Annotated in this window: 16 protein-coding genes; 4 read left to right on the forward strand and 12 right to left on the reverse strand. The window is 41.5% G+C overall.

What is annotated here, in order from left to right; all coding sequences use genetic code 11:
* Window positions 1–5: 5 nt before the first annotated feature.
* From MHB38_RS16550 to hprK, 5 genes are read right to left on the reverse strand one after another with little or no spacing between them, the layout of a single operon-like run.
* Entirely contained in the window at window positions 6–524 is a 519-nt protein-coding gene (locus MHB38_RS16550; RefSeq protein ID WP_017368116.1) for an acyltransferase, read from the reverse strand.
* A gap of 1 nt (window position 525) precedes the next feature.
* Window positions 526–1,176 (reverse strand): pyrophosphatase PpaX, encoded by a 651-nt coding sequence (gene ppaX / locus MHB38_RS16555; protein ID WP_017357895.1) that lies wholly within the window; start codon window positions 1,174–1,176, stop codon window positions 526–528.
* Window positions 1,173–2,117, reverse strand: a complete 945-nt coding sequence (locus tag MHB38_RS16560; protein WP_046344549.1) for a nucleoside recognition domain-containing protein — start codon at window positions 2,115–2,117, stop codon at window positions 1,173–1,175. Before MHB38_RS16560 ends, ppaX begins: the two co-directional genes overlap by 4 nt.
* Window positions 2,118–2,133: 16 nt before the next feature.
* The gene (lgt, locus tag MHB38_RS16565; protein WP_017368118.1) at window positions 2,134–2,958 is read right to left on the reverse strand and encodes a prolipoprotein diacylglyceryl transferase; all 825 of its coding nucleotides are present in this window, start codon (window positions 2,956–2,958) and stop codon (window positions 2,134–2,136) included.
* 11 nt (window positions 2,959–2,969) lie between these two features.
* The gene (gene hprK, locus MHB38_RS16570; RefSeq protein ID WP_003212943.1) at window positions 2,970–3,902 is read right to left on the reverse strand and encodes an HPr(Ser) kinase/phosphatase; all 933 of its coding nucleotides are present in this window, start codon (window positions 3,900–3,902) and stop codon (window positions 2,970–2,972) included.
* 176 nt (window positions 3,903–4,078) lie between these two features.
* Between hprK and nagA the strand changes: the two genes are divergently transcribed.
* From nagA to MHB38_RS16585, 3 genes are read left to right on the forward strand one after another with little or no spacing between them, the layout of a single operon-like run.
* On the forward strand, window positions 4,079–5,269 hold the full coding sequence (gene nagA, locus MHB38_RS16575) for an N-acetylglucosamine-6-phosphate deacetylase (protein WP_035701539.1): 1,191 nt from the start codon (window positions 4,079–4,081) through the stop codon (window positions 5,267–5,269).
* Window positions 5,269–5,994, forward strand: coding sequence for a glucosamine-6-phosphate deaminase (gene nagB / locus MHB38_RS16580; RefSeq protein ID WP_283931127.1), 726 nt, complete (start codon window positions 5,269–5,271; stop codon window positions 5,992–5,994). Before nagA ends, nagB begins: the two co-directional genes overlap by 1 nt.
* An 18-nt stretch (window positions 5,995–6,012) precedes the next feature.
* Window positions 6,013–6,738 carry a GntR family transcriptional regulator gene (locus MHB38_RS16585; protein WP_008348177.1) on the forward strand — a complete coding sequence of 242 codons (726 nt, stop codon included), beginning with the start codon at window positions 6,013–6,015 and terminating at the stop codon, window positions 6,736–6,738.
* A 26-nt stretch (window positions 6,739–6,764) separates the two neighbouring features.
* Here MHB38_RS16585 and MHB38_RS16590 read toward each other — a convergent pair whose 3' ends face one another.
* From MHB38_RS16590 to MHB38_RS16610, 5 genes are all read right to left on the reverse strand, one after another.
* Window positions 6,765–10,619, reverse strand: coding sequence for a metallophosphoesterase (locus MHB38_RS16590; RefSeq protein ID WP_341004013.1), 3,855 nt, complete (start codon window positions 10,617–10,619; stop codon window positions 6,765–6,767).
* Window positions 10,620–10,713: 94 nt separating this feature from the next.
* Window positions 10,714–11,100 (reverse strand): phage holin family protein, encoded by a 387-nt coding sequence (locus MHB38_RS16595; protein ID WP_008348181.1) that lies wholly within the window; start codon window positions 11,098–11,100, stop codon window positions 10,714–10,716.
* The gene (locus MHB38_RS16600) at window positions 11,101–11,295 is read right to left on the reverse strand and encodes a PspC domain-containing protein (protein ID WP_008348183.1); all 195 of its coding nucleotides are present in this window, start codon (window positions 11,293–11,295) and stop codon (window positions 11,101–11,103) included.
* A 6-nt stretch (window positions 11,296–11,301) separates the two neighbouring features.
* On the reverse strand, window positions 11,302–12,393 hold the full coding sequence (locus MHB38_RS16605) for a DUF4097 family beta strand repeat-containing protein (RefSeq protein WP_007500040.1): 1,092 nt from the start codon (window positions 12,391–12,393) through the stop codon (window positions 11,302–11,304).
* Between the two features lie 11 nt (window positions 12,394–12,404).
* Window positions 12,405–12,740, reverse strand: a complete 336-nt coding sequence (locus MHB38_RS16610) for a hypothetical protein (protein ID WP_008348186.1) — start codon at window positions 12,738–12,740, stop codon at window positions 12,405–12,407.
* Window positions 12,741–12,937: 197 nt separating this feature from the next.
* Between MHB38_RS16610 and MHB38_RS16615 the strand changes: the two genes are divergently transcribed.
* Window positions 12,938–13,168 (forward strand): hypothetical protein, encoded by a 231-nt coding sequence (locus MHB38_RS16615; RefSeq protein ID WP_008348188.1) that lies wholly within the window; start codon window positions 12,938–12,940, stop codon window positions 13,166–13,168.
* A gap of 33 nt (window positions 13,169–13,201) precedes the next feature.
* On the opposite strand, the gene uvrA is transcribed toward MHB38_RS16615, so the two are convergent.
* A complete protein-coding gene (gene uvrA, locus MHB38_RS16620; protein WP_099496862.1) occupies window positions 13,202–16,078 on the reverse strand; it encodes an excinuclease ABC subunit UvrA in 2,877 nt (958 codons plus the stop codon).
* 7 nt (window positions 16,079–16,085) lie between these two features.
* Complete coding sequence (uvrB, locus tag MHB38_RS16625) at window positions 16,086–18,071, reverse strand: excinuclease ABC subunit UvrB (protein WP_035389639.1); 1,986 nt, start codon at window positions 18,069–18,071, stop codon at window positions 16,086–16,088.
* Window positions 18,072–18,317 lie beyond the last annotated feature (246 nt).

The following is an 18,317-nucleotide window of genomic DNA, read 5'->3' on the forward strand; positions in this document are numbered from 1 at the left end:
CCGAGCTACTCAGCAGACGTAGATTGACGTGCTTCCATTTCCTCTTTTGTATATATCATCCGCATTGGATTACCTCCAACAAAGGAGCCTGCCGGAACATCTTTGTTCACAAGAGTTCCTGCCGATACAATCGCACCATCACCAATTGTCACTCCAGGTAGAATCGTTGAATTTGCCCCAATTAAGACTTCATCACCAATATAGACTTCCCCAAGCCTATACTCTTTAATCAAATACTCATGGGACAAAATGGTCGTGTTATAGCCAATCACACTATTTCGACCGACAGTGATTTTCTCAGGAAACATGAGATCGACCATCACCATTAAAGCAAACGCCGTATCCTCCCCGACTTTCATTCGAAGGAAGGTGCGATAAATCCAATTTTTCATTCCCATAAAAGGCGTATACCTTGCCATTTGAATAAAGATAAAGTTTTTCACAACCTTGAGAAAGGGGACCGTCCGATAGACTTGTCTAAGCGAATTGACCCCTTTGACAGGATAACGATCTGTTTTTCTCAACTTAATCAGCTCCAACAATCGCCAAGAGATCACTCATTTTCTGCAGCATATAATCAGGTCGATGCTTTAACAGGGCTTCTTCTCCCTTAATAGACCAAGCAACACCTGCTGTTTTCGTCCCTGCCGCTTGACCAGATAAAATGTCGTGATAGTTATCGCCAACCATGATCGCCTCATGCGGATCACTGCCGAGCTTGGATAATGCCAGCTGGACTGGTTCTGGATGCGGCTTTTCATTTTGTACATCATCAAGTGTGACAATGACCTCAAAAAAAGGCTCCAAACCAGTCAGCTTTAATCCCATTAAAACCGTATCACGTATTTTTGTAGTCACAATACCAAGCTTAAACCCTCGATCCTGAAGAATTTTCAACGTATCTAACACCGTCTCGTACTCCGTCACAAGCAGGTCATGCTGTTCATGATTAAACGTTCGATACATCTGAATCATGTCATCTGTCAGATTCGGATCCATTGCAGAGAATGTATCAAATAATGATGGACCAATGAAATGAAGGATATCCTCACGGCTGTATTGACCAGGGTAATAATGATCAAGCGTATGCTGAAATGAAGCAATAATTAATTCATTTGTATTGATTAATGTGCCATCTAAATCAAATAGCACTGTGTTAATAGTTGATTGGTTCATATAGCTTCCTTTCTAACAGCTGAATGTTCGCGCCTCCGCCAGATATAGCTGATGGCAGCTGTCAATAAAATAGCAGAAATAAGGCGAATAAGAAGAAGCGGCCAGACTGGAATACCTAAAGGAATGAAAATGAGTGTATCTTCGACCACCGCATGACACGCCACAAGGAAAATGAAAGCAAGCGTTAAATCCTTTTTGCTGACACCGTCCTCTTCCACTGCCTTCATCATGACGCCTGCCCCGTAGGCAAGACCAATGGTTAAACCAGCCACCATCGTCATAGACGTATTTTCTTTCATTCCAAGCATTCTCGTAAAAGGAGACAGCCACTTAGACAGCGTATGGAGCCACCCTAAGTCTCTCATAAATTGAATGATGATCATGAGAGGAATGACAATACAAGCCAGCTGCAGCACACCAAGAACAGCTTTCTGTAAAGCAAGAAGTACGATCATATACCAGCTAGAAGGCACATCAGCCGACTGAGCAGCTGTCAGCAAACCATATTGCGCCGGCTCCTCGCCTCCCTGCCAAACGAGGTGAATGACAATTGCTGACACGACGGCAAGACTGATTCTCACCAGCAAAATGACAGACACCCGCAGCCCAACCTTCGCCGCCACTGTTGATTCGATGATCAAGTTGTGACAAAAGGAGAGCATGACCGCTAAAATGAACACTTCCTTCACAGGCAGCTCTAATGTCAAGATGGCTGCAATACCCGCATACAAGTTCAGCATATTTCCTAAAACAAGCGGAATGGCCGCTTCCCCTGAAAGACCAAACAGGCCCATAAAAGGACGGATGAATTGTATCATCCAATCCATCACAGGTGTATGCTGCAAGATACTAACGAGAATGGTAACCGGAAAAATGACTTTTCCAAGTGTCCAAGTTGTCGATAACCCTGCTTTCAAGCCGTTTTTCCATGTCTCACCCATCTCTTATCCCCCTTGCTTAATTTGATGAGTTGTTCTCTTTATACCGTATAGATGCATATCCCTTGATTCTTCTAAACACAATCAGCAAAACAGCCACTGCAAATATGGCAATCGAAATCATCTGTGCAATTCGAAGATGCTCAGTCAGCATTAAGCTGTCTGTTCTCATTCCTTCAATGAAGAAACGACCGATTGAATACCAGATTAAATAAGACAAGAAAATTTCGCCTCGACGCAATGATGTTCTACGTAATAAGATTAATATCAAAACGCCTGCGATATTCCATAATGATTCATATAAAAACGTAGGGTGATAGTAGGTCCCGTCAATGTACATCTGATTAATAATAAACTCAGGCAGGTGCAAATTTTCTAAAAAGGCTCTTGAAACAGCCTCACCATGCGCTTCCTGATTAATAAAGTTCCCCCAGCGCCCGATGGCTTGCCCTAGTAAAATACTAGGCGCTGCGACATCGGCGATTTTCCAAAAGGACACCTTTCTCACTTTAGTAAAGACAATCGCTGTCAGCACCGCCCCTATCAGTCCGCCATGTATGGCAATTCCACCATTCCAAATCTTGATGATTTCATTTGGGTGCTGCTGATAATAATCCCATTCAAAGGATACATAATAAATTCGTGCACAAATAATGGCGATAGGAATGGCAAATAAGATGAGATCAATAAACATATCTTTATTGATGCCTCTTTTTTCACACTCCCTTAATGCGAGCCAGAGTCCAAGCAGGGCTCCGACCCCAATAATCACACCATACCAATGAACCGAAATAGGTCCGAGCTGAAAAGCAATCGGATCAATTGGTTGAATTGCTTCATTCATATAGACAGCTCCTATTCATCCTGGCCATTGTCTTCAATGACATCGGCAAGTTTACTTGTAAATTGTTCCGCTGCATTATGTCCCATTCGTTTCAATCTGAAGTTCATAGCAGCTACCTCGATGATGACCGCTAAATTTCGTCCCGGACGTACAGGGATGGTCAGCTTTGGTACATCTGTATCGATGATCCGCATTTTTTCTTCCTCAAGTCCTAAACGGTCATACTGTTTGCCTTGTTCCCAAAGCTCAAGGTTCATAACAATCGTAATTCTCTTATAGCTTCTGACAGCGCCCGCTCCAAATAAGGTCATCACATTAATAATGCCTAATCCACGGATTTCTAGAAGGTGCTCAATCAGCTCTGGTGCGCTTCCAACTAACGTATCCTGATCCTCTTGCCTGATTTCCACGCAATCGTCTGCAACCAGCCTGTGTCCTCTCTTCACCAATTCTAAAGCCGTTTCACTTTTTCCTACGCCACTTTTTCCAATTAACAGTACACCTACACCATATACATCTACGAGTACGCCATGAATCGCAGTCGTTGGTGCAAGCTTGCTTTCTAAGAAGTTCGTTAATCGACTCGAAAGTCTTGTCGTTTTTAAGCTTGAGCGTAAAACCGGCACTCCATTTTCATTTGAAGCTTCGATCAATTCCTTTGGTACTTCACGATCTCGTGACAAAATGATGGCAGGGGTAATATCTGTACAAAGAGACATCATTCTCTGCTTTCGTTCGCGTTCTGGGAGCTGTTCAAAAAAAGAAAGCTCTGTCTTCCCTAAAAGTTGAACTCTTTCTTTTGGGTAATATGTAAAATATCCAGCCATTTCAATACCTGGTCTGGAAAGGTCACTGATTGTAATGGGACGATTAATCCCTTCTTCCCCACTTACCAGTTCAAGATGAAATTGTTCCATTATGTCCTTCGTACGAACTTTCGGCACGCTTCTTCCTCCTTTTATCACAGGCGTTTCAGAAATACAGCTCTATTTTATCACTTTCAATGATGAACCCAAAACAGTATTTTATCCTGATCCTGTTTCAACACATTTACTGGTATAGACAACTATACTTAAAAAAGGTAAACTGAATCTAACGACGAGAATAAGGGGGCACAATCATGAGCAGTTCTTTATTGCTCTCCAATATTCATATTGTGACAAAGACAGAAATCATTAAAAACGGTTTTGTCGGTTTACGCGATGGCAAGATCGACTATATTTCAACATCACCGCCGACAGGAAATTATGAAAAAGTATATATTTCCCGGGAAAACTTTTATTTACTCCCCGGAATGATTGATATTCACATCCATGGGGGATATGGTGCAGATATGATGGATGCGACACCAGAAGCCATGAATACGCTTGCTGATCACTTACCCGCAGAAGGAACGACAAGCTTTTTAGCAACAACCATTACACAAAATCATCAAGAGATTGAGCAAGCACTTAAAAATGTCGCACAGTGGAGACCCTATAATGAAAAGCAAGCTGGAAGGCAGGCACAATGTTTAGGCATTCATCTAGAAGGTCCTTTTATTTCTAAAGATAAAGCTGGAGCGCAGCCTGCCCAATGGATTACACAGGCTAACCTTCCTCTTTTTGAGAAATGGCTGAGTGCATCTGATCAGCTGATTCGAATTGTCACTTTTGCACCTGAGGAAGATACTGATTTTGCATTTCTTTCCCTGCTAAAAGAAAAAAATATCATTCCTTCTATTGGACATACAAATGCTCCTCATGACATGATTGAACTAGCAGCAAAGCACGGTGCGCGTCATGTCACGCATCTTTATAATGCGATGAGTTCATTTCAGCATCGTGAGCCAAATGTTGCAGGGGCTGCGCTTACAAACGAAAAGCTTTTGACTGAGCTGATTACAGATGGCATTCATTCACATCCTCTTTCCGTAAAGCTTGCGTATTTGGCTAAGGGAAGTGAACGTTTGATCATGATTACAGACTCAATGCGTGCAAAAGGACTTGGAGAGGGAACCTACGAATTTGGCGGACAGACTGTGACAGTCAGCGGTGAAAAAGCATTGCTAGCAGATGGAACACTTGCAGGATCGATTTTACAAATGAAAGATGGGGTCAAACGTATGAGACAGATCACACAATGTGGATGGACAGAAATTGCTCAAATGACCTCAACAAATGCAGCCACTCAGCTCGGGATCGATCATCAGCTCGGTTCGATCGAAGTTGGAAAACTGGCAGACTTGGTCATTTGGGATGAATCTGGCGAACTCATGATGACGATCTGCCATGGACAAATCGTTTATGAAAAAAAGGAGGCCACACACTGATGAACATCATCGAATTTGCAGATAAAGATCAATTAGGAAAAGCAGCAGCTGCTTTCATTGCACGTACCATTGAATCAAAAACAGATGCGGTTCTCGGTCTGGCAACTGGCGGTACACCAATTGATACTTATAAAGAGTTAATTCAGTTGCATCAAACAGAACAATTGTCTTTCAAACAAGCAAGAACAGTGAATCTGGATGAGTACGTGGGAATTGATCCAAATCATGAAAATAGTTATATGACTTACATGAAGCGTCATTTATTCGACCATATTGATCTCCCATCAGATCAATATTTCCTCCCCAATGGTGCTGCTGCTCACTTGGAAGAAGAGTGCTTAAGGTATGATCAGCTCATTGAAGATTTAGGGGGCATTGATCTTCAGCTACTTGGTATCGGACAAAATGGACATATCGGGTTTAATGAACCTGGTACTCCTTTTGACTCAAAGACGCATGTCGTCCAATTAGATGAACACACTCGCCAAGCCAATGCAAGGTACTTTTCTTCTATTGATGAGGTGCCTACACATGCCATTACAATGGGAATTGCAAGCATTCTTTCAAGTAAAAAAATTCTCCTTCTCGCATTAGGAAAATCAAAAGCGGACGTGATACAATATTTAGAACGAACTGAGATTCACCCAGACTTCCCTGCATCTGCTCTGAAACTTCATGAAGATGTGACGATTTTTATTGATCGAGAAGCTGGTTCACTACGCTAAACACGAGAGGATTTTCACATGTTTATTGATAAGCAGTCACCTATCCCCATGTACCATCAGATTATGGAGAACTTGAAAAAGCAGATTGAGGATGGAACGTTAGCACCTGATACACTCATTCCTTCTGAAAGAGAATATGCCGAACGCTTTGGTATTAGCCGAATGACTGTCAGACAAGCCTTATCGAACCTTGTGAACGAAGGATATTTATACCGGCAAAAAGGAAAAGGAACATTTGTTAGCCGAAAGAAATTTGAACAACCGCTTCAGGGCTTAACAAGCTTTACAGAAGATATGCGTCAACGTGGGCTCAAACCTTCAAGTCAGTTGATTGATTTCAAAAAAGTCACATGTCCAGAGCACTTGCTGCAATCATTACAGCTGTCGAACAGTGAAGATGTCTATGAATTAAAACGAATCCGCCTTGCAAACGATGAACCAATGGCTATTGAAACGAGTTATATACCTGAAAAATTTGCTGGCGAGCTCACAAAGGAACATTTAACTGGATCTTTATATGAATATATAGAAGCGAACACAGGTCTAACCATCGCTCATGCCAAGCAGGAGCTTGAAGCCAATGTTGCTTCAAAGGAAGAGGCTAACGTGCTGTCTATTTCATTAGGGGACCCTGTTCTCTCCATTGCAAGAACAACTTATTTTCAAAATGACCTTCCATTCGAGTATGTCATGTCCGTTTATAGAGGGGATCGATACAAGCTCACTCACACAATGGAAAGATAAAACTGTGCTCCTGAAAGCACAGTTTTTTATTTCCTAAGAAATGTTGATTGATCATCATTTTTTGTATGAATTTTCCATATAGGAGAAATCGCTTTCCCTTCGAAACGGTCTTTTGCGACAGTGTACCAATAATATTCTTGATTTGGCTTTAACCCTTTCCATTCAAAGCTTGCTTTTTTACCACTTTTCACACCTTTGACCTCTCCAAGAAGAACGTTTGTGTAGACATTCAATTCAAAATAATTGGTTTTAACGGATTTCATTTTTGGTGTTAAATCGACATCAATTGAAAATTCATCTTGATCTCCATACGTTTTTGGATCATAGAAATGTTCTTGATTCAAGTAGGGTGAGTATGTGGTGAAATGAAGCTGATTTTTTTCTTGATCCGCAGTGATCAGCCGCATAAAACCTTGACCGCCTTCAGGACCTGACTGGTAATCTGCAAGGATTTGATATACTTTTCTGTCCACTTTTCCATCATGATCATCGTCAATCTCATCTACTTTTCGGCTGGCTCCGTGGTAGTGACCACTAAATACTGCGACAATATTCGGGTGACGTTTTACCACTTGATGGAAGATCAAATCTCCAATTGGGCTTCGATTGCCGCTCACTAACAAATACTCATGGAAATTTAAAATGACAATGCGATCTGGATGTTCAGAAATGACTCGATTTAACCAGTCAATCTCATTTTGCTTAATCCCCCAGCCCATATACACCATCATATAATCATTGCCACCAGCAGAGATAAGATCATAATGACCTCGATTATTTTGATAGGATTCACCGTAATATGGCTTGTCTTCAAAGCGTTTCGCTCCAAAGTATCTCCCATATTCCCTATAATGGCCGTCTTTGTGTCTGACATCATGATTACCAGCTAATACACCGTAAGGAATCTGATGCTGATCTAACACACGCATAAACGTATCGGCACGATTCCATTGCTTATCCTTTGAATCATCCACAATATCACCTGTATGGAACACATATTGAATATTTAATGGGTCCCTTTGATCTCTGATCCACTCGACCATTTTTTTAAAGATATGAGGATAACTTCTGGCATAATATTGAGTATCAGACATCCACACCATCTTATAAGGCTTTAACGCCTTACTGATTTCATCTTGTACAAGCAAATCAAACGTTTGATTTTTCATATACTGTCTGACTGACAGCAGCCCTTTCAAGTAAAATTCCTTTTCATCCTTGGCAAAGTGATGAGTGATTTTATCCCACTTTTCTTGCTGATGATTCCAAGCATACATCGTTACCTTTCTCCCTGATAATGAGCTTCCTTTCCATACAGCCTCGACAACATCCTTTTCACGTACATCGTGATGAACCTTGATTTGAAAGCGATGATAAGGAAAATGCTGTAGATCTTTCGTTTCCACTGATTTACCATCAGCAAATGCAATGCGATTTCTTTCTCGATCAGAAAAAATCATTTCCCCTGTTTCATTTAAATGTTTTGGCGGCTCTGTTTCCGCTGCAAATTTGAAAATCTTCATGGACGGATGCAGCGATGTATATTGATAGGCACGGTAAAAGGAGTAATCTAACTGATCATTAGTAGGATCATTGGTTAGCACTGTTTGCTTAGATGATTCCTTTTTTGTCCTATCTGACACTCTCTCTGGCGTCTCAGGGTGTTCATGTACCGTCTTAAAAACCTTTTTCAAAGTTGATTTGTTTCCAGCGGCATCTTTTGCTTTTATCTTCAATGTGTGCTCCCCAGGGTTTAATTCGCTAGAGGACGTTTGATAAGGCAAAGAGATCGGTTTTCCATCTAAATATGCCTTCATCTCCGCTATATCACTCCAACGATCCGTCACCTTTGCCTTTAACGTAAAGACGCCTTTATATTGGTCATTTTCCTGTATATTACTCTTGATTTTCGGACCCGTGTTATCGACTTTCACACGTACAGATTGAGATTCGTCTGCGGTTTTAGCCTGAACAACATGTACTCCTTCTTTCAGCCTTCTTGTATCCCACTGAATATAGCTTGAAGCATATGCTTGCTTCGGGATTTGAAACTGAAATGCTCTTACCTTCTTAGCGCTGCCACCGTCGCCCATTTTCCATTCCTCATGCTGGCTCGCATTTAGAGGCAGAATTTGAGTTCCATTCGATAAAATCATCTGGACATTTTTCAATTCAAAATCATCGTGATTTTCTCCAGGAAATCGGTCAAACGGCGATGACTTCGTCCCAGCATGGAATGATATTGTTTGTGGACCTGCCTTTTCTAAGTGTTTTTCTGGTATTGGTATCGTATAGGTGCGATACACTTTTGTCGAATCATCAAAAATGGAAAGTAAGTGCTTACCTATAGACACACCATTCTTAAAATATAAATTTGTCCCTTTGACATCAAATGCAAGATATGGATCTGCTTCAAGTGCAGGGAATACTTGTCGAATCGGTTTTCCATCTATCATTAATTTTATGCTTTTTTTCTGATCTGCTGTCGCTTTTAAGTGAAATACGCCAGAAACCGTATCTCCTTCTTCTACATTCAATCGAAGGCCGTGAGCTTTGCTTACTTGTTCCACATCAATTGTTTTTTTCATTGTCATTGCTTGATTTTCGCCGTCTGACGCTTCAATCTGATATTCCAATCGTTCTTTACCGATGAGCTCAGGTGAATAAATAATATGGTGAAACAGCCGATCATTATGATCCTTTTGAAGCAGCACCTCTTTAAAATCTTCATGACGATTGGTTCGATATCGCAATTTGACCGTTTTGACGGACTGATCATCCTGCACATCTGCCTTCAGTTCAATGCCTTCAGTTGGTTTTATCGGTTGATTGTCTGTCATATCTTCAATCACAGGTTTATGAACATCTTGTGATATTTCTTTTTTTTCAGTTGGAATTTGTGCTTTTAATACTTTTCCGGGTGTCGGCTCTTCCTCCACTTTCGAGATCAGCTTCATTTGTGTCGTACCATCCATTGGATACTTGAACAGTAACGATCTGTGCTCGCTAAACAATGAAGGCTTTAAACGATAGGATGCCGACGATACCTCTTCTCCTATATTTGTTGTGATAGAAACAAGGCGGGATTTAGAATTGGACAATCCTTTGCTCTCGATTACAGATAGATGCTCGCCCTCTTTTAAATGACTTTTGTACATCGCATTAAAGTCCGCTACCGTTAAATGCTCCTGCCCTTTTTTTCTAAGCCAAAATACATACGGTTTTCCAGGAGAAATGGTGATAGGACTTGTGTGGAATGAATATATATCATCCATCTCCACGCCTTGCGCTGGATTGCGATAGCGAAGCTGGTAATGTCGAAGTGAAATGGGTGCATCTGTTGTGTTATACACCTCGATGAATTCAAAAGCATCCTTGCCTTTGCGGTTTTTTGAATTCACGACGATTTCTGTCATCAATAGCTCAGGAATCTGTGAGAGATCCTCTTCAAATCCATTTAAGTGAACTGCTTGTTCGGTTGTTTTGATGACAGACTTCTGCGTCAAGAATTCTGTATAGTAATGAACTGTTGGATTCCACAATTGATCTGTCGGGATTTTCGCTGTGAATTCTGGTTTCATCCCCGGCAATCGTTCCATTGGGATCAATCGATATCCTAGTTCATCACTCTGTTTATAGTACAAGTTTGCAGACAAAATTTGCTCTGACTGACTAATAGATGCCCGAAATTGAAGATCACGTTTTTTTCCTTGAACCGGACGGACATCTACTTGAAATTGATCAAAGATAAAAGGTGAAAAGGGCTTATTTCGTATGTTCACTTGTGTTTGTGTCAAAGATCCTGCTGAAGCAGGCTGACTGAAACAAAAAAGAATGCTCAAAAAAAGCAAAAGAATGATTTGTCTGCTCACATTCACCATCGTGCACCGCCTCCCTTCGGATATTGTGTCTCCTGAAGACGGTTTTTATGACAGATGGAACGGGGAAACGATATAAATTCACACAAAAAAACCGTTAGCTTTTTTTCGCTAACGGTTCCATGATTCCTTTCTGTATGAGCAGATGGAAAATGGATAAAATGACAGCCATCCAAATGGCCGTTCCAAACCCATCAATGTTAAAACTATCTCCCATAAAGCTTGAGGTCATCATCAGTGTGATGGCATTAATGACAAAGAGGAACAATCCTAGTGAAAGTACTGTCACTGGCAGCGTTAAAATGATCAAAAACGGCTTCACTAAAATATTGAGCAAGGACAAAATAATACTTGCTACAATCGCTGCGCCAAAGCCTTCAATATACACACTACCAAGGCCTGGCAGAATGCCTGAATCAAAATATCCAGCAATGACGATTAAAAGTAATGCATTGACGAAAATACTAACGATCCATCTAAGCATTTAGTTAGTGCCTTCTTCCGGAACAACAAAATACCAGATGAAGTAGATCAAGAAGATCGGCATAAATGCTGTCATAAATCCGATGATCACCGTTAAAATACGAAGCAGGGATGCATCGACACTTAAGTATTCAGCAAGTCCACCGACAACACCCGCTATTTTTTTATCTGTCGCTGAACGATAAAGCTTCTTCATGTAGAATCACTCCTTGTCTGATTGGTGCTTTACTTGGATTGAGCCTGTTTTTGTTTCTGCAAAAATGGATATATTGTGCTCCGCCTGTTGATTGGCTTTGATCATTTTCTCTTTTTGCAGCGTTTCATTTTTCTCTTTAATCATATTTGCATCAAGCAGCTCATGAGAGATCGATCCGAGATTGCTTTTCAGCTCCGCAGTCACTGCACAAGCACGCGGAATCTGAACGTCTACACTGCCTGTTGTCGTTTTTGCATAGATCGAACGGCATTTCTCATCTGACAGCTGAACAGCAATGTTCCCATTGAAGCTCTGGGCATCAATTGATTCACTTTTCCCGCGCAGGTCAATGAGCCCATTAATGGTTTCTACTTCAATCATACCACACTCGTGATCAGCCAGTTTGATTTGTCCATTTGCTGTTTCAATTCCAACTTTTTCTGCTTGTAAAGAGGCAAAAGAGACGACGCCATTTGTTGTTTTTGCAGCCAGTTCTTTTGTCTTTAGCTTTTCCCCGCGAATCGGTCCATTAAACAGTTTGACTTTGATCTTATCGTATTGGATACGAGGTACATACAGGGTGACATTGACCTTCATGGTCTTCTTTTCAGTTCGGATAAAAAATTTGTCCCCTTCAAGCCCGCAATCCAGATGTTGAAGAAATTGCTGTCTTGCCTGCTCTCCATCCTCTGCACGGTAAATTTTCGCATGACACTCTGCCCGAACATCCCCATCATCCCAAGGCATCAAATTGAGACTGCCGTTTGCCAATTGAATATCTAAATGAGATAGTGCCGCGTCTTTGAATTGAAAAATGTGTTCAACGTCGACGGACTGTCCAAAGTTCAAATCAAGATCTACATCTTTGACCTTTTTCACCGCCGAATCTAACCATCCAAACAGCTTTGCACCGAGGTTTTCAGTACCAGTTCCTTTATTCTCTGTGCCAGCTTTTTCTTCATGAAAGGTATGATCAGCCGTTGATTTTTCTAGTGAAATGGACTGATTTTCTTCTAATTTTTCAAGTAGCGTAATTGCTTCTTTTGCAGATAATGTCCCGTCTTCTACTAATTTTAAAATGCGTTCTTTTTCATTCATACAAAGCCCTCCTACGATTTGATGGATTGAAGCACTTTAATACCTTGAATGATATTCCAAATGACAGAGATCAAAAAGCCAATGGCGACTAAAAAGGACAAGATAAGTACGGTGAACACTGGAACGAGTGAGTCGCTTGCCTGTGTCGTCAATAAAAAGGGGATAGCTCCAAAAACCAGCAGCACACACGCTGCGACTGGCAAAACATGTGACCACAATGCACGCAGCGAATGCCGTTTCGTTTCCTTTTGATCCACTACAAAATATGCCACGATCGGTACAATAAACGGCATGAAAAATACACTAAAATAACAAATAGATGCAATGATCGACTGATCTCTGTTCATATATATTCGCTCCTTCATGATGAAAATTCCTTTCTAACTCATACGTTTATGGCGTATAAAAAGTTTCAAACTCATTCGATTTACATATGACCTTAGACACAAATTATTTCTTTTTGCACCTAAGTGTAGATTCTTCATGGATTACCCTTTAAAATATGTTGAAAAGATGGTGATTATCATTATAGGGGGTAATTATTTTGACAGATCATCATAATGCTAACCACACGGCACAAACGCTTTTAGACCTTATACAGAAACAGAAAAGCATGAACAGCGATATGATCAAGGAGCTAGAGGCCATTCATCCGTCTCATCCGAAGTATGGTGATATCCGTTATTTAAAAGTACTGCTCGATAGTAGCAGCACTCATATTTTAAAGGATTTAACGCACCTCAGTAACTTAATGCCAAAGGAAGATGTGCAATAAAAGGAAAACCCCTCTTTTCCGAGGGGTTTTTCTTTATGAGGATGTCACACTTTCTGTTTCTTTGACTAACTGTTTCATTCGCTCACGGTCACGCTCTAAAATCGGTTTTAGGTATCGACCGGTGTAAGAAGCTTCTTCTTTAGCAATGTGTTCAGGTGTTCCTGAAGCAATAATCGTTCCTCCACCAGCACCGCCTTCTGGTCCTAGATCAACAAGGTAATCGGCTGCCTTAATAATATCAAGGTTGTGCTCAATGACCAATACCGTATCCCCGTTTTCGACCAAGCGTTGGAGCACTTTTAACAACCTAGCAATATCATCCACATGAAGACCGGTTGTCGGTTCGTCTAAAATATACAAGGATCTTCCGTTTGAACGGCGATGAAGCTCAGATGCCAATTTCACACGCTGCGCCTCTCCACCAGACAATGTCGTGGCAGGCTGCCCAAGTGTAATGTATCCTAATCCAACATCAAAGATCGTTTGCAGCTTCCGCTTAATTTTCGGGATATTCTCGAAAAATTGAAGTGCGTCCTCTACCGTCATTTCAAGCACATCGGAAATATTTTTCCCTTTATACGTGACCTCTAGCGTCTCGCGGTTATAACGTTTCCCGTGACACACTTCACAAGGCACATATACATCAGGTAAAAAGTGCATTTCAATTTTAATAATGCCATCTCCACGACACGCTTCGCAGCGTCCACCTTTCACGTTAAAGCTGAATCGCCCTTTTTTATAGCCTCGTACCTTCGCTTCATTGGTTTGCGCAAAAACATCCCGCACGTCATCAAATACACCTGTATACGTAGCAGGATTGGATCTTGGTGTACGGCCAATTGGAGATTGATCAATATCAATGACTTTGTCTAAGTGATCCATTCCTTTGATTTCTTTGTGCTGTCCTGGCTTCGCTTTTGCTCTGTGCAGTTTTTGGGCAAGGGATTTCAATAAAATTTCATTCACAAGTGTACTTTTCCCTGATCCTGATACACCCGTCACAGCGGTAAAGACACCTAAAGGAAACTTCGCATTCACGTTTTTAAGATTGTTTTCTTTTGCCCCTTTAATTTCAATGAAGCGCCCGTCAGGCTTTCGTCTCTCAATCGGAAGCGGGATGAATTTCTCACCAGATAAATATTGTCCAGTCAACGATTTTGGGTCCTTCATGACTTCTTCTGGCGTTCCAGCTGAAATCACTTCTCCTCCATGAACCCCTGCTCCTGGTCCAATATCAATGAGATAATCAGCGGCAAGCATCGTATCTTCATCATGTTCTACGACAATCAGTGTGTTTCCGATATCACGCATGTTTTTCAATGTCCCAATCAACCGGTCATTATCCCGTTGATGCAGACCAATCGATGGTTCATCTAAAATATAAAGAACGCCTGTCAGTCTTGATCCGATTTGTGTCGCCAAACGAATCCGCTGCGCCTCCCCGCCTGATAATGTGCCAGCAGACCGGCTTAATGTCAGATAATCTAATCCGACATTATTTAAGAAGGATAAGCGCTCTTTGATTTCACGTAAAATGAGCTGGGCAATCTGCAAATCTTTCTCAGACAACTCAATTTTCTTATAGAAATCAAGGGCATCAGATACAGACAAATCGGTCATTTCTCCGATATGTTTGCCATTGATGAGAACCGCAAGCGTTTCTTTTTTCAGGCGATATCCTTTACAGGTCGGGCATGGCTGATTGGCCATATATTTTTCCATTTGCTCCCGAATATAATCGGAGCTCGTTTCCTTGTAACGCCGTTCAATGTTACGAAGCACACCTTCAAACTCGATTTCATTTTCACGGACCTGGCCAAAATCATTTTCATATTTAAAATAAATCAGCTCAGAGCCGCTGCCATATAAAATTTTATCAAATAAATGCGTCGGGATATCTTTTACTGGAATATCCATGTCAATTCCATAGTGTGTACATACGGCCTCAAGAAGCTGCGGGTAATATTGTGAGCTTTGAGGCTCCCATGGGGCAATGGCATGCTGCCGTAAAGTCAAATCCTTATTCGGAATCACAAGCTCTGGATCTACTTCTAGTTTAGAACCAAGCCCATCACAGCTTGGGCAGGCACCGAAAGGGCTATTAAACGAGAACATTCTTGGCTCAAGTTCCCCAATAGAGAATCCGCAGTGCGGACAAGCATGATGCTCACTAAATAACAGCTCCTCTTGTCCAATCACATCAATCATCACACGACCTTCACCAAGTCGGAGTGCCGTTTCAAGAGAATCAGACAACCGTGCCGCCACGCCTTCTTTCACGACAATTCGATCAATCACCACTTCAATGGAATGCTTTTTATTCTTTTCAAGCTCGATCTCTTCTGACAGGTCCTCCATCTCGCCATCAACTCTGACTCGAACGTAGCCCTGCTTCCGAATTTGATCAAGTACTTTCACGTGTGTTCCCTTACGTCCAGATACGATCGGAGCAAGCACTTGTAGTTTCGTTCGTTCTGGATACTCTAAAATACGGTCTGTCATTTGCTCAATCGTCTGTGATGTAATTTCGATCCCATGAATAGGACAAATCGGTTTTCCGACTCGAGCATATAATAGACGCAAGTAATCATAAATTTCTGTAACAGTCCCAACGGTTGATCGAGGGTTCCTGCTTGTCGTTTTCTGGTCAATACTAATCGCTGGAGAAAGCCCTTCAATCGCATCTACATCTGGTTTGTCCATTTGACCGAGAAATTGACGTGCATAGGCTGACAGTGACTCAACATACCTACGCTGACCTTCTGCATAAATGGTATCAAAGGCAAGCGACGATTTTCCCGAACCAGATAAACCCGTAATGACCACTAGCTGATCGCGCGGGATATTGACATCAATATTTTTAAGGTTGTGGGCTCTTGCCCCTTTCACCTCTATTCGTTCCATAGCCATCAGGCATTCATCCTTCCGCTTTTAGCTCTAGCAATAGATCTCTTAATTCTGCTGCTTTTTCAAAATCAAGCGCTTTTGCTGCATCTTTCATTTCCATCTCGACGTTTTCGATCACTTTTTCTCGTTCTTTTTTGCTCATTTTTGACAACTTGGGTGCTGCTTTTGTTTCGTATTCTTCTGAATCCTCATGTACTTTTGTTGCCTTGATCACATCTCGAATCTTCTTATGGATCGTTTGCGGAGTGATACCAAATTTCTCATTATACGCTTCTTGCTGCTCACGTCTCCGCTTTGTTTCTTGTATGGCAATGTCCATTGATTTCGTCATATTGTCTGCATACATAATAACCCGGCCTTCTGCATTTCTTGCAGCACGGCCAATCGTCTGGATGAGGGATCTTTCTGAACGTAAAAAGCCTTCTTTATCCGCATCTAAAATCGCCACGAGCGACACCTCTGGAATATCCAAACCTTCTCGAAGAAGGTTGATCCCAACAAGCACATCATATTTTCCGAGACGTAAATCACGAATAATCTCAATCCGCTCTAGTGTCTTAATTTCTGAGTGCAGATAATTGACCTTGATTCCGATTTCTTTCAGATAATCTGTCAGATCCTCAGACATTTTCTTCGTTAAAGTCGTCACAAGCACACGCTCATTTTTCTCAACCCTTGCATGAATTTCCCCAATTAAGTCATCGATTTGTCCTTCAATCGGACGGACTTCAATGATTGGATCAAGCAAACCGGTTGGACGAATAATTTGTTCCACAACCTCTGGCGTTTTCTCAAGCTCGTATGGGCCAGGTGTTGCGGATACATGCACAATATGGTTAATGTGCTTTTCAAACTCATCAAATGTGAGTGGTCTATTATCAAGTGCTGAAGGCAGACGGAACCCATGATCAACAAGCACTTGTTTTCTTGCCTGGTCCCCATTGTACATGGCGCGAATTTGCGGGATAGTCACGTGTGACTCATCGACAACAATCATAAAATCATCCGGAAAATAATCAAGCAATGTGTAAGGTGTAGAACCAGGCGGACGTAAGGTGAGATGTCTTGAGTAGTTCTCAATCCCTGAACAAAAGCCCATCTCTCTCATCATCTCTAGGTCATACCTTGTCCGCTGCTCAAGACGCTGTGCTTCAAGCAATTTTCCGTTTTCACGAAGCTTTTCCAACTGTTCCTCAAGCTCTTTTTCAATATTAATAATCGCTTTTTCCATCTTTTCTTCTCTTGTGACGAAGTGAGATGCTGGGAAAATAGCAACGTGGTCACGATCACCGAGAATTTCTCCAGTGAGAGCATCTACTTCACGAATACGTTCAATTTCATCACCGAAAAACTCCACTCTGATACAATGCTCATCTCGTGAAGCAGGAAAAATTTCAACGACGTCTCCTCGAACTCTGAAGGTTCCGCGCTGAAAATCTATATCATTACGAGAATACTGAATATCCACAAGCTTACGCAGCAGCTGATTTCGTTCAATTTCCATTTCAGTTCGTAAAGACAGCACAAGCTCTCTGTATTCTTCAGGAGAACCTAAGCCATAAATACAGGACACACTGGCAATGATGATGACATCTCTCCGCTCAAATAATGAGGATGTGGCGGAGTGCCTTAGCTTATCGATCTCATCATTAATGCTGGCATCCTTTTCAATAAATGTATCAGTTTGAGGCACATACGCCTCAGGCTGGTAATAATCATAATAACTCACAAAATATTCGACAGCATTATTCGGAAAGAATTCCTTAAACTCGCTGTATAATTGTCCGGCAAGTGTCTTGTTATGCGCAATGACAAGGGTTGGTTTGTTCACTTCTTTGATCAGGTTGGATACAGTAAAGGTCTTTCCCGTACCTGTAGCACCTAACAGCGTTTGATGCTGTTTCCCCTGATGGATGCCCTCCACAAGCTTTTCAATGGCTTTTGGCTGATCCCCTTGGGGCTGATAGTTAGAAACTAATTCAAAGCGGTCACTCACATCAAAGCCTCCGTTTCGTTACGAAATCTATCTAATGAATATATTATCATAAAAGAACACAAAAATACGAACTAAAGTTCGTGTCTGACTTGATTTTTATTTCCAATACAACCATACCCTCTCTGCCGTGGCTCATAACCCTCTAAAGAAACCTTCCTTTCAGTATGGAACATTTTGGAGTGAGATATTCGATCAGCAGAAAAACCACAAAAAAGAAAGCTGCACTCACTAGAAATCGTAAGCACA

Source organism: Bacillus sp. FSL K6-3176 (genome assembly GCF_038003325.1).
Taxonomy (GTDB): domain Bacteria; phylum Bacillota; class Bacilli; order Bacillales; family Bacillaceae; genus Bacillus; species Bacillus altitudinis.

Coding starts and splice junctions, on each gene's coding strand:
- ppaX (WP_017357895.1), bottom strand. CDS start 1,176: ATGAACCAATCAACTATTAACACAGTGCTATTTGATTTAGATGGCACA.
- MHB38_RS16560 (WP_046344549.1), bottom strand. CDS start 2,117: ATGGGTGAGACATGGAAAAACGGCTTGAAAGCAGGGTTATCGACAACT.
- lgt (WP_017368118.1), bottom strand. CDS start 2,958: ATGAATGAAGCAATTCAACCAATTGATCCGATTGCTTTTCAGCTCGGA.
- nagA (WP_035701539.1), top strand. CDS start 4,079: ATGAGCAGTTCTTTATTGCTCTCCAATATTCATATTGTGACAAAGACA.
- nagB (WP_283931127.1), top strand. CDS start 5,269: ATGAACATCATCGAATTTGCAGATAAAGATCAATTAGGAAAAGCAGCA.
- MHB38_RS16585 (WP_008348177.1), top strand. CDS start 6,013: ATGTTTATTGATAAGCAGTCACCTATCCCCATGTACCATCAGATTATG.
- MHB38_RS16590 (WP_341004013.1), bottom strand. CDS start 10,619: ATGGTGAATGTGAGCAGACAAATCATTCTTTTGCTTTTTTTGAGCATT.
- MHB38_RS16595 (WP_008348181.1), bottom strand. CDS start 11,100: ATGCTTAGATGGATCGTTAGTATTTTCGTCAATGCATTACTTTTAATC.
- MHB38_RS16600 (WP_008348183.1), bottom strand. CDS start 11,295: ATGAAGAAGCTTTATCGTTCAGCGACAGATAAAAAAATAGCGGGTGTT.
- MHB38_RS16605 (WP_007500040.1), bottom strand. CDS start 12,393: ATGAATGAAAAAGAACGCATTTTAAAATTAGTAGAAGACGGGACATTA.
- MHB38_RS16610 (WP_008348186.1), bottom strand. CDS start 12,740: ATGAACAGAGATCAGTCGATCATTGCATCTATTTGTTATTTTAGTGTA.
- uvrA (WP_099496862.1), bottom strand. CDS start 16,078: ATGGCTATGGAACGAATAGAGGTGAAAGGGGCAAGAGCCCACAACCTT.